The organism is Rhodanobacter sp. FW021-MT20 (genome assembly GCF_041107475.1).
Classification (GTDB): domain Bacteria; phylum Pseudomonadota; class Gammaproteobacteria; order Xanthomonadales; family Rhodanobacteraceae; genus Rhodanobacter_A; species Rhodanobacter_A glycinis.
In genome coordinates this window covers 33782-45647 of record NZ_JBGBPX010000011.1, presented here as the reverse complement: position 1 = coordinate 45647, position 11866 = coordinate 33782, and the positions used below count along the sequence as shown (strand labels likewise).

Annotated in this window: 11 protein-coding genes; 6 read left to right on the top strand and 5 right to left on the bottom strand. The window is 65.7% G+C overall.

The features are described from left to right. Window positions 1-59 precede the first annotated feature (59 nt). On the bottom strand, window positions 60-1403 hold the full coding sequence (gene miaB / locus AB7849_RS12520; RefSeq protein WP_008208857.1) for a tRNA (N6-isopentenyl adenosine(37)-C2)-methylthiotransferase MiaB: 1344 nt from the start codon (window positions 1401-1403) through the stop codon (window positions 60-62). Window positions 1404-1634: 231 nt separating this feature from the next. On the opposite strand from miaB, the gene AB7849_RS12515 reads away from it, so the two are divergent. Further along, window positions 1635-2687 carry a lytic transglycosylase domain-containing protein gene (locus tag AB7849_RS12515; RefSeq protein ID WP_237711763.1) on the top strand — a complete coding sequence of 351 codons (1053 nt, stop codon included), beginning with the start codon at window positions 1635-1637 and terminating at the stop codon, window positions 2685-2687. Between the two features lie 217 nt (window positions 2688-2904). On the opposite strand, the gene AB7849_RS12510 is transcribed toward AB7849_RS12515, so the two are convergent. Beyond that, entirely contained in the window at window positions 2905-4092 is a 1188-nt protein-coding gene (locus AB7849_RS12510) for a S1C family serine protease (protein WP_092702893.1), read from the bottom strand. 175 nt (window positions 4093-4267) lie between these two features. On the opposite strand from AB7849_RS12510, the gene petA reads away from it, so the two are divergent. From petA to AB7849_RS12485, 5 genes are all read left to right on the top strand, one after another. Continuing rightward, entirely contained in the window at window positions 4268-4873 is a 606-nt protein-coding gene (gene petA, locus AB7849_RS12505) for a ubiquinol-cytochrome c reductase iron-sulfur subunit (protein WP_092703059.1), read from the top strand. Next, window positions 4873-6168: a cytochrome b gene (locus AB7849_RS12500; RefSeq protein ID WP_092702895.1), complete on the top strand. Its 1296-nt coding sequence runs from the start codon at window positions 4873-4875 to the stop codon at window positions 6166-6168. Before petA ends, AB7849_RS12500 begins: the two co-directional genes overlap by 1 nt. Continuing rightward, entirely contained in the window at window positions 6161-6889 is a 729-nt protein-coding gene (locus AB7849_RS12495) for a cytochrome c1 (RefSeq protein WP_008212575.1), read from the top strand. The genes AB7849_RS12500 and AB7849_RS12495 overlap by 8 nt, the downstream gene beginning before the upstream one ends. 67 nt (window positions 6890-6956) lie before the next feature. Next, window positions 6957-7577, top strand: a complete 621-nt coding sequence (locus AB7849_RS12490) for a glutathione S-transferase N-terminal domain-containing protein (protein WP_008212576.1) — start codon at window positions 6957-6959, stop codon at window positions 7575-7577. 20 nt (window positions 7578-7597) lie between these two features. Then, window positions 7598-8017 carry a ClpXP protease specificity-enhancing factor gene (locus tag AB7849_RS12485; RefSeq protein ID WP_008212577.1) on the top strand — a complete coding sequence of 140 codons (420 nt, stop codon included), beginning with the start codon at window positions 7598-7600 and terminating at the stop codon, window positions 8015-8017. Window positions 8018-8219: 202 nt separating this feature from the next. Here AB7849_RS12485 and AB7849_RS12480 read toward each other — a convergent pair whose 3' ends face one another. The 3 genes from AB7849_RS12480 to AB7849_RS12470 are packed head-to-tail and all read right to left on the bottom strand — an operon-like array spanning window position 8220 to window position 11809. After that, window positions 8220-8624 (bottom strand): DUF3301 domain-containing protein, encoded by a 405-nt coding sequence (locus AB7849_RS12480; RefSeq protein ID WP_008212578.1) that lies wholly within the window; start codon window positions 8622-8624, stop codon window positions 8220-8222. A 51-nt stretch (window positions 8625-8675) separates the two neighbouring features. After that, a complete protein-coding gene (gene nadC, locus AB7849_RS12475) occupies window positions 8676-9533 on the bottom strand; it encodes a carboxylating nicotinate-nucleotide diphosphorylase (protein WP_369501119.1) in 858 nt (285 codons plus the stop codon). Beyond that, on the bottom strand, window positions 9530-11809 hold the full coding sequence (locus AB7849_RS12470) for a DUF1631 domain-containing protein (RefSeq protein WP_008212942.1): 2280 nt from the start codon (window positions 11807-11809) through the stop codon (window positions 9530-9532). Before AB7849_RS12470 ends, nadC begins: the two co-directional genes overlap by 4 nt. Between the last annotated feature and the right edge of the window lie 57 nt (window positions 11810-11866).

Here is an 11866-nt window from a genome sequence, read left to right as displayed (position 1 = left end):
GCAAGCCCCGGCCCCTCACCCCAACCCTCTCCCCGGAGGGGAGAGGGAGTCAACAGGCATCAGGCGGCTTCTTCGGCCAGCGCGTGCACCCGCCCGCGCAGCGAATTGCTCATCGCGTCGGTGATCAGCACGTCGACGAAGCGGCCGATCATGCGCGCATCGCCGGGGAAGTTCACGTAACGCATGTTCTCGGTGCGGCCGGCGAGTTCGTTCGGATTCTTGGTGCTCGGCTTTTCCACCAATACGCGCTGCACGGTGCCGACCATCGCCTCGTTGATCTTCTTCGCGTTGGCGTTGATCGTGGCTTGCAGGCGTTCCAGGCGTTCGTGCTTCACCGCCATCGGGGTGTCGTCGGCCAGGCTCGCCGCCGGCGTGCCGGGGCGCGAGGAGAAGATGAAGGAGAAGCTCTGGTCGAAGCCGATGTCGTCGATCAATTTCATGGTCTTCTCGAAATCCGCGTCGGTTTCGCCGGGGAAGCCCACGATGAAATCCGAGCTGATGCAGATGTCCGGGCGTACCGCGCGCAGCTTGCGGATCTTCTGCTTGAACTCCAGTGCGGTGTAGCCGCGCTTCATCGCGCTGAGGATGCGATCGGAGCCGGCCTGCACCGGCAGATGCAGGAAGTTGGCCAGCTTCGGCACGCTGGCGTACGCCTCGACCAGCGAGTCGGAGAACTCCAACGGGTGCGAGGTGGTGAAGCGGATGCGGCCGATGGATTCGATCTGCGCGATGGCATGGATCAGCACCGCCAGGTCGGCCATGCCGCCGTCGTGCATCGGGCCGCGGTAGGCGTTGACGTTCTGGCCGAGCAGGTTCACTTCGCGCACGCCTTGCTCGGCCAGCTGGGCCACTTCCACCAGCACGTCGTCGAACGGGCGGCTGATTTCGGTGCCGCGGGTGTAGGGCACCACGCAGTAGCTGCAGTACTTGGAGCAGCCTTCCATGATCGAGACGAAGGCGGTGGGGCCTTCGGCGCGGGGCTCGGGCAGCTTGTCGAACTTCTCGATCTCGGGGAAGGAGATGTCCACCTGCGGCTTGCCGGTCTCGCGCTGTTTCTCGATCAGCTCGGGCAGGCGATGCAGGGTCTGCGGGCCGAACACCAGGTCGACGTAGGGCGCGCGCTTGATGATGGCCTCGCCTTCCTGGCTGGCCACGCAGCCGCCCACGCCGATCAGCACCGGCTTGCCGTCCTTCTTGTGCTCGCGCCAGCGGCCGAGTTGGCTGAATACCTTCTCCTGCGCCTTCTCGCGAATCGAGCAGGTGTTGATCAGGATCACGTCCGCCTCGGACTCGTCCTGGGTCAGTTCCAGCCCGTGCGATGCCTTGAGCACGTCGGCCATCTTGGCCGAGTCGTACTCGTTCATCTGGCAGCCGTGGGTCTTGATGAAAAGTTTGCCGCTCATGCCATGGTCTTGTCGTGATTGCGTCGACGCTGTCGACGGCGTGTGTCGAACCCGGCAGTTTACTCGCGCGGGTACCTGCTCGCCAGTCAAGTGCGCTGACGGATCAAGCACTTGCCGCGTGGCGTAGTGCACGAAAACAGCGTCGCGGGCTTGGCGCGGGCACGCCGTGGGGGCACACTGCGCCGCATGTTCGTTGCCGCACGCCATCGGGGAGGCGTGGGCCTGCCCAGCATGACCTTCCCAGTCCGATCGATCCTCACCCGGGTCGCGCTGGGCTGCGCCCTGCTGTTGGCCGGCTGGCTGGCGTGGTCACCGGCACAGGCCGGGGTGCTTTACCGCTGCACCGGAACGCATGGCGAAGCCGTATTCAGCAGCAGCCGCAACGGTTATCGCGATTGCCACCGGATGGGCGGGTATCAGGCACCTGCCGCACCACGTCGCGTGACGAAATTCGCGCCGAAGACATCGCTGGCTGGCGTGCGCGGATCGGTGACGACCACGGCACGCAAGGTCGAGAGGCCGGTGACTTCGCTGGCGTGGGTGCGCAGTTCGGTGAGCACCACCGCCAAGGTGCTGCCGCCGGCCGCGACAGGTACGCCGGGCCAATGGGCTTATCAGGATTCGCGCGATGCCGGCGCGGCCGCACTGGCGCAGGCCGATGCCGCGGCGCCGTCCACCGGTGCGCGGGTATTGCGTGGCTCGGTCTACCGGGTGGTGCATGCCGATGGCAGCGTGGAATACACCAATATCCACCCGGCCGGCCGGAACACGCATGCGGTAACCATGCTCTTCAGTTACATCGCCACCTGCGTGGCCTGCAACCTGCACTCGACCATCGACTGGATGCACGTGCCGCTGCATCTGCGCGAGTATGCCGACGTGATCCGTGCGGCCAGCCTGCGCTACGGCGTGGACGAAGCCTTCCTGCGTGCGATCATCCATGCCGAAAGTGCGTTCAACCCGCACGCGCTGTCGTCCAAGGGCGCGCAGGGGCTAATGCAGTTGATGCCGGGCACCGCCAACGACATGGGCGTGGCCGATGCCTTCAACGCCGACGACAACATCGAGGGCGGTGCCCGTTACCTGGGCCTGCTGCTGAAAACCTTCAATGGCGACGAGCGTCTGGCAGCGGCGGCCTACAACGCCGGCCCGGGTGCGGTGGAGCGTTACAACGGCGTGCCGCCCTATGCGGAAACCGAGGTGTATGTCAGGCGCGTCGGCGAATTGCGCAAGCGCTACGGCAGCGTGTTGCACACCACGCTGGCGGCCAGCGGTCCGGGCTGAGCCGGTGGCGACACTTCGATTCCACTCGCTGCGAACGGTTCAAGCGCCGGTTCGACATCTTTCCTGACGAGCACGCTGCCTTGGAGTAGGAACCCGCTCGCGGGCGATGCTCTTCAGGTTTTTCCGATGTCCTGCCAAAAGGCATCGCCCGCGAGCGGACTCCTGCATGGGGGCGATGGTGGCATGCCGGGTGTACCGGGGTTTCAGGCAAGTGCGCTCATGACTGACCCTGCTGCAGCGATACGCTGGCCTGTGCCGGGCGGGCGATCAGGGTCACCTTGACGTGGAACGGGCTGCCGTTGCGCAGGCCGGAAACCTCCAGCGTGGTGCCGGGCTTGAGCGACGCCTCGTAGCGGCGCAGGTCGGCCGGATCGAGGATGCCGTGCGTGCCCATGCGCAGCAGGATGTCGTGTGGCTGGATGCCGGCAAGCGCGGCCGGGCTGCCGGGATAGACATCGGTCACCTGTACGCCGCGTGCCGCCGCCGGCAGGCCGCTGTCGGCCGCCACCGGTACGAAGGCGTAATCGGCGCCGAGCCAGCCGCGCACCACATGGCCGGTGGCGATCAGCTGCTTGAGCACTTCGGTGGCGGTGTTCACCGGAATCGCGAAACCGATGCCTTCGGCGTCGGCGGCCTTGCCGATCAGCAAGGTGTTGATGCCGACCAGTTCGCCCCGGGTGTTGACCAGCGCGCCGCCGGAATTGCCCAGGTTGATCGCCGCGTCGGTCTGGATGAAATCTTCCGGGCTGCCGCTGACCAGTTGGCGGCCGATCGTGCTGATGATGCCCATCGTTACCGTCTGGTTGAGGCCGAGCGGGTTGCCGATGGCCAGCACCACGTCGCCCACGCGCAGCTTTTTCTGGTCGGCCATGCGGATCGGCTGCAGGTTGCCGGCGTTGATCTTCAGCACGGCCAGATCGGTTTCCGGGTCGGCGCCGACCAGGGTGGCCTTGGCCACGCGGCCGTCGTACAGCAGCACCTGGATGTCGTTGGCATTGGCGATGACGTGGTTGTTGGTCAGCACGTAACCCTTGTCGCTGACGATCACGCCGGAGCCCAGGCTCTGCTCGGGATGCTGGTAGGTGCCGACCAGGTGACCGCCGAACAGGCGCTGCATCAGCGGGTCGCTGTACATGCGCACGGCTTGCTCGGTGACCACCTTGTTGGCGTAGATGTTCACCACCGACGGCTCGGCCCGTGCCACGGCATCGGCATAGGATGCCGGCGCGGGGGGCGCTTCGGGTGCGGCGGCAGTCGCGGCGGCGGGTTGGGCGACGGGCATGCCGAAGTGCGCGCGCAGGCGCGAGCCAACACCCGGCCAGAACAGCCCGATCACGAACGCCAGTGCCAGCCCCAACACGGCAAAGCGGGCGACGAAGGCGAGCAGGCCGGCGGCATGTTTCATGTCGTGGGGCGGTCCGTGACAAGAGCGGGCGGATTAAGGTAGCGTCGACAACAGGGGCGTTGCGTCTGCATGATGAGCTTGATTGTACGTGTCAAGCCCTGACGCTACACTAACGCGATTTTTGCAGGGTCCAAAAACCTGCATCTCAATGGCATGCGAGCATCCGGAGAGCCTGATGGCGAATGAAGTCGTCGATCATGGCCGCCGCCGATTCCTCACCGCGACCACGGCAGTGGTTGGCGGCGTGGGCGTGGTAGCGGCTGCGGTACCTTTCATCAAGTCGTGGGAACCCAGCGCGCGCGCCAAGGCCGCTGGAGCTCCGGTCACCCAGTCGTTGAAAAAAGTCGAATCGGGCCAGCAGCTGATCGTGGCGTGGCGCAGCCTGCCGGTCTTCATCGTCAACCGCACGCCGGCACAGCTGGCTGCGTTGCCGAAGCAGGATCCGCGGTTGGTGGACCCCAAGTCCAACGGCAGCTCTGCCGATCAGCAACCGAAATACGCACAGAACGAAACCCGCTCGATCAAGCCCGAGTGGCTGGTGATGATCGGCATCTGCACCCACCTGGGTTGCGTTCCGAACTACGTGGGCGAGATGAAGCCCGAGCCGTTCGATCCGGATTGGCAGGGCGGCTACTACTGCCCCTGCCACCATTCGCGTTACGACATGGCGGGCCGCGTCTACCAGGGCGTTCCGGCGCCGAAGAACATGCAGATTCCGCCTTACCACTACGTGGACGACACGACCGTCCAGATTGGTGTTGATCCGAAGGGGGCTGCGTAATGGCCAACGCATTCGTTCGCTGGTTCGACGAGCGGGCACCGGGCATGGCCCCGATGTACCGCAAGCACATGACCGAGTATTACGCGCCGAAGAATTTCAATCTCTGGTACTACTTCGGCTCGCTGGCGATCCTGGTGCTGGTCAACCAGATCGTGACCGGCATCTTCCTCACCATGAACTACGACCCGAGCGCGGCGGGAGCCTTCGACTCGGTGCAGTACATCATGCGTGACGTGGAGTGGGGCTGGCTGATCCGCTACATGCATACCACCGGCGCGTCGCTGTTCTTCGTGGTGGTGTTCCTGCACATGTTCCGCGGCATCATGTACGGCTCGTTCAAGAAGCCGCGCGAGCTGGTGTGGGTGCTCGGCATGCTGATCTTCCTGGTGCTGATGGCCGAGGCCTTCATGGGCTACGTGCTGCCGTGGGGCAACATGTCGTTCTGGGGCGCCAAGGTGATCGTCTCGCTGTTCGGCACGATCCCGGTGATCGGTGGCCATCTGGTCGAGTGGATCATGGGCGATTTCCTGCCCGCCGATTCCACCCTCAACCGCTTCTTCGCGCTGCACGTGATCGCGCTGCCGCTGGTGCTGCTGTTGCTGGTGGTGCTGCATCTGGCCGCGCTGCACGAAGTGGGCTCGAACAACCCGGACGGTGTGGACGTCAAGCACGGTCCCAAGGGCAACCGCTGGGATGCGCTGAAGCCCGCCGACGGGATTCCGTTCCATCCGTATTACACGCTGAAGGACCTGGTCGGCGTGGGCGTGTTCCTGATCGTGGCCGCCTTCATCATCTTCTTCGCGCCGACCTTCGGTGGCTGGTTCCTGGAGCATGACAACTCGATCGCGGCGAACAACCTGCTGACCCCGGCACAGATCAAGCCGGTGTGGTACTTCACTGCGTTCTACGCGATCGTGCGCATGGTGCCCTCGTTCGCCGGCACCGCCGTGTGGGGCGTGATCGCCATGTTCGGTTCCATCGCGGTGCTGTTCGCGCTGCCGTGGATCGACGTGGGTCCGGTCAAGTCCATCCGTTATCGCGGCACCGGCTACAAGGTGGGGCTCACGGTCTTCGTGATCGCCTTCCTGAGCCTGATGCTGATCGGCACCGACCTCACCGACGTGCTGTTCCCGAAGCTGTTCGGGGCGGACATCGACCTGACCACGTGGGACAACGTGTTCGGCCGCATCATGACGCTGGCCTACTTCGGCTTCTTCGTGTTCCTGTGGCTGTACACGCATCTCGGCTGGGAGAAGACCAAACCGGTTCCGGAACGGGTGACGACGCATGACTAAGCGGCTTATCTCCACTCTTCTGCTGTCACTTGGCCTGCTGCTGGGCAGTGCATCGGCGTGGGCCGAAGGCCCCGAGTTGCCGGCTGCCGGCAACAACCTGCGCGACCAGGCGTCGCTGCAGCGTGGCGCGCACCTGTTCTTCAATTACTGCGTGGGTTGCCATTCGCTGAAGTACATGCGCTATTCGCGCATCGCGCAGGATCTGAATCTGTCCGAGAAGGACGTGATGCAGAACCTCAACTTCACCGGCGCCAAGTTCGACGATCCGGTGATCTCGCACATGCCGGCCGAGCTGGCGACCAAGGCCTTCGGCAAGGATCCGCCGGACCTTTCGCTGGAAGTCAGCGCCAAAGGTGCCGACTGGGTCTACGCCTACCTCAACTCGTTCTACCTCGATCCGAAGAGTCCGATCGGCTGGAACAACACCATCCTGCCCAATGCCGCCATGCCGTTCCCGCTATGGGAACTGCAGGGCGAGCAGACCGCGGTGATGGGCAAGGATGGACATGCCGTCGAGAAGCTGGAGCTGTCGCACCCGGGCACGATGACGCCGGCGCAGTACCAGCAGGCCACGCGTGACCTGGTCAACTTCCTTGACTACGTCTCCGAGCCGGCCGCCCTGCAGCGGCGCCACTATGGCGTCTGGGTGATCCTGTTCCTGGCGTTGTTCACCTTCCTGGCCTATCTGCTCAAGAAGGAATACTGGAAGGACGTTCACTAAAAGCGGTTCCGGCGTGCCGGCGGCAGCATGAGACTGTCGGCGGACGCGTCTTCAGGGGAGATTGCGCATGGTTCCAAGCGCCCGTACACGCACCATACTCACCTTGTATACGACGGCCGATGACGTGCAATGCCATCGGGTGCGGCTGGTACTGGCCGCCAAGGGCGTCGGCTACGAGCGCGTGCTGGTCGATCCGGCCAAGCCTCCTGAAGATCTGTTCGACCTGAATCCCTATGGCAATACGCCGACCCTGGTCGATCGTGACCTCACGTTGTACGACGCCTCGGTGGTGTGCGAATACCTCGACGAACGTTATCCGCACCCGCCACTGATGCCGATCGACCCGCTTTCGCGGGCGCGCCTGCGCGTGGCTGCCGTGCGGATCGAGCGCGACTGGCTGCCGGAGGTGGAACATATCCGTGCCGGTGGTCGACCGGCGGATGCGGCACGCAAGCGCTTGCGCGAACATTTGCTGGCTGCGCTGCCGCTGTTCCGGGCCTCGAAATTCTTCCTCAATCCCGAAATGAGCCTGCTTGATTGCCTGGTGGCTCCGGTGATCTGGCGCCTGCCGTGGCTGGGCGTGGAACTGGGACGCGACGGCAAGCCGGCTATCGATTATGGTGAGCGCCTGTTTCACAGTCAGGGCTACGCGCGTAGCCTGACCCCCGAAGAAAAGGCGATGCGGTGAGCGATACCCCTTCCGTTCCGATGACCTCGAACCGTCCGTACCTGCTGCGGGCGATCTACGACTGGATCACCGACAACGATTTGACCCCCTATGTGCTGATCGACGCTACCCGTGAGGGGGTGAAGGTGCCGCCGCAGGTGGTGAAGAACGGCCAGGTGGTGCTGAACCTGGCCATGCGTGCCGTGGCCAACCTCGACCTGGGCAACGACTGGGTCAGCTTCCAGGCGCGGTTCTCCGGCGTCAGCCACCACATCCATGTGCCGGTGCAGGCCGTGCTGGCGTTGTACGCGCAGGAAAACGGGCAGGGCATGATGTTCCCCGCCGACGGCAATGGCGACACGCCGCCGCCGGATGGCACCCCGCCTTCGCCACCGTCGGATCCATCGCCGGACGAAGAGAAGCCGCGTCGCGGCGGTGCGCACCTGCGCGTGGTGAAGTAGCCGGGCCTGTCGGCGGAATGTTTTTCGGCCATGGCTCGGTCTGCCAGGCCTCTGTTCAACGCATCCCCAGCCGACGCGAGCCTTGCGGAAGGCAGGAATGCGGGCGCATGGCCTGCCCCGGACTATGCGCAAGCTCGAAGAGTCCCTTGCGTTGCAGGGAGGTATGCCGCGGCCCGGGTGGCGCGTGCAAAAGTGTGGCCGCTCAGTGCAACCGGTGCTGCCCATCGCGCGGCGGCAGCGGGATCACGTTGCTGGTGCTCGGTGGCGTAGCGGGACCATCGTGATCGTCGCGCATCCGCGCTTCGATGGTCGGCAGGCTGAGGCCGGTGAAATGGCTGCCGACCATCCACAGGCGGCCCGGCTCGCGGTCGTTGCCGTCGATGCTTACCTCGAAGCTGTAGCAGCGTTCCAGTCGGCGTTGTCCGTGGACGGGGCGGATGCGTACGCCGCTCAGGCCGACCGTTTCGTCCAGCAATTGCAGGCCATGCCGCTCGCATTGCCGGCGTGCCTCGACCACCGCCATCTCGCGGGCGCGGCTCAGCTTCAGCCACAGGCCCACGATGGCGAGCAGGATCAACAGTGGCAGTAGTTCGAAAAGGCCGTTCATGCGCGAAGGGTGGGGGCGGGATCGGGCCGGCGCAAGCTCGGCGCCGCGCGCCTAGTCCAACTGCAGACGCAGGGACAGGTCGACCGCGTGCACGTGCTTGGTCAGCGCGCCCACCGAGATGAAGTCCACGCCGGTGCGTGCGAACTCGCCGATGGTGACCAGGTCGACGTTGCCGGACACTTCCAGCGGCACGCGGCCGGCGGTCAGTGCCACGGCCTCGCGCATCAGGGCCGGGGTGAAGTTGTCCAGCATGATGCGATCCACGCCCGCGACCAGGGCCTGGGTCAGTTCGTCGAGGTTCTCCACTTCCACTTCCAGCAGCAGGCCGGGGTGGCTGCCGCGCGCCGCGGCCACTGCCGCCGCCAGTCCGCCCGCGGCGATGATGTGGTTTTCCTTGATCAGGATGGCGTCGTAGAGACCGATCCGGTGATTGTGACCACCGCCGCAGCGCACGGCGTACTTCTGCGCCAGGCGCAGGCCGGGGAGGGTCTTGCGGGTGTCCAGCACGCGCACGGCGGTGCCGGCCACGGCCTCGACATGCCGGGCCGTGGCGGTGGCCGTACCGGAGAGCAACTGCAGAAAATTCAGCGCCGAGCGTTCGGCGCTGACCAACGCGCGGGCGTTGCCCTGCAACTGGCAGATCACGCTGCCTGGGGCTACGCGCTGGCCGTCGGTGGCCTGCCAGTCGATTTGCACGGCGGGGTCGAGCCGGCGAAAGCAGGCGTCGAACCACGGCGTGCCGGCGATTACGGCGTCATCGCGGCAGGTCAGTCGGGCGCTGGCGCGGGCATCGGCTGGCAACAGGTCGGCGGTGGCATCGCCGCTGCCGAGGTCTTCGGCAAAGGCACGTTCGATATCGGCGGTGATCAGCTTGGCATCGGGCGGCGCGAAACGGGCGTCGGGCGTCATTCGGTATCCGTGGGGCGGTCGTCCGCGGACTGGCTGAGGCGGCCGACGATGGCGTCCATGGCGCGATCGAACAATGCGCTGGAGTCGAGCACCTGCACCTGGCCGGCAGCCAGGGCGCGGGCCAGTTCATGCGGCGAGTAGTCGGCGACCTTCAGGCCGCGGCGGTTGACGAACAGGTAGCGGCCGCTCATCGGGCTGATCCACGACAGCTTGGCGCGCTCGGGGGTTTCGTTGCGGGAGGTGAATTCCAGCCAGGTCCCGGGGCGCAGTTCGCCAACCAGTTGCAGTTCGGCACTGGCCTCGGGCGTCATCTCGATGGCGCCATCCTCTTCCTCGTCCAGTTCCTCGGCGCTGGTCGCCAGCGGCTGCACACTGTCGGGAATCGGCAGTGCGACGGGCTCGGCGAGCGCATCTGGCGGCGTGGCAGGCGCGGCGACTTCACCGAGTTGCTGGCGGTAGTAGTCGTGCAACTGCGCCAGCAGGCGTTCGATGTCGTTGTCCTGGAAGGCGACATTGGCCAACCCGCGGCGCAACGAGCGCTCGATGCCGGGCAGGATCTGCCGCAGCGTGCGCCGGGCTTCGTCGTCACGTGCGGGCTTGGTGCTGGCAATGAAATCGTTGACGAAGCGCAGGGCGTCCTTGTAGTCGTGCGATTCCTCGCCCTGGCGCAGGATGGTCAGCACCAGGTAGTTGGCCCATGCGCGCGACAGCACGCCGTGGATCAAGGGCGGCAGGGTATGGCCGTCGATGCGGGTAAGGATTTCACGGGCAGCGCGGCGGCGCGCCTGTTCGAGCTTTTCGCGACCACGGGTGGATTCGGCCACGCGCTGTTCGGCCAGTTCGGCACGACGGCCGGTGGTGTCCTGGAAGGACTGCAGCTCGGCGCACAGGCGCTCGAAAATGCCCAGGTCGTCGTCAAATTCCTGCAGCAGGCGCTCGACGATGGATTTCACCGTGTCGAGCAGGCGGCCGTCGCGGTCGGATTCGGCCGACCAGCCCTTGGCGGCGTCGGCAAGGCCATCGAGCAGGCGTCGCGCCGGATGCTGGCGATGGGCGAACAGCTTGCGGTCGAGAATCGCGGCCTTGAGATAGGGGATCTGCAACCGGGCCAGCATGACCTGCATCTGCGCGGGCAGGTTGCGGTCCTCGAGGATGAACTCGAACAGCATGCCGACCAGGTCGATGGTGTCCTCGTCGATCGTCGCCACCTGGCCGGGGCGCTCGCCACGCAAGGCGCCAAGCTGGGACAGCAGTTGTTCCTTGAGGTGCAGCACTTCCTGGGTCAGGTCGAGCGTGCCGCGGTTGGCGATGCCCGGGGCCGGCACGGTGGCCGCCTGGTTCTGCAGCACGCTGAGCGCGCCGATCAATTCGTTCGCGGTCGGCAACGGACCGTGGCTCATCGCCGACAGCGGCACGTTGGGATGGGCGCGGCGGGCCTGGAACAGGCTGCGCAGGGTGTGCAGCAACTCCGTCGCGGCTTCGCTTTCGGCTGCCTCGGCGGCGGGGTCGTCGCTCACGGCGGCGCCCGCCACGGTGTCGGTGGGCGAGGCATCCGTCGCCGCCTGGCCACGACGTACTTCGTGGCGCAATTGCGGCAGCACGCCGGCCCGGATCAGCTCGGCATTGATTTCCTGGTACAGCTCGTCCAGCGTGGCCAGCACGTAGCGATCGAACAGCTTGTAGATGATCAGCTTCACGCGCATGTCGGCGCTGAGCTCGCGCACCGACTGGCGGAATGACTGGGACAGGGCCGCCGGACCAAGCGGGTTGCCGGCGTCGTCGATCTTCATGCCGCCGCAGATCACCGACAGCCGCTGGTTCACCGCGAACAGGTCGCGTGCCAGCCGGGTTTCGTTCTTGCCGATCATGCTGGTGATCGCAAGCGACTCCTCCAGCTCGTTGTCGGCCACCAGCGACAGCTCCGTCGGCCCGTTGGGCGCGGTGGCCGGTGCATGGCCGGCAGACGGCCCCTTGCCGGCGAAATCGTCGAGATTGCGCGAGACCTGGGCAAGGAAGCTGCGCTCGACCAGCGGACGGCGCTTGCGCACCTCGCGCATGCCGTCGAAATAGTGCATCTGCGCGGCGTTGTTCTCGGCTTTTTCAGCCAGGTCGAAAAGGGCGTCGTCGACCTGCTCGAACAGGTTGCCCAGGCACAGCTGCAGGCGTCGCGTGGCAATGCCGCGAACCGCATTCAACAGCTCGCCGCCGCGCGGGCTGGACGGGTCCAGGCGCTGACTCAGGTCGACGATGTTGGATGGCTCACTCGCGTTCTGCATCGCCACACCCCTGTGTGTTGCTGGCGTTCCGGGACAACAGCCACGTCCGCAGGCCCT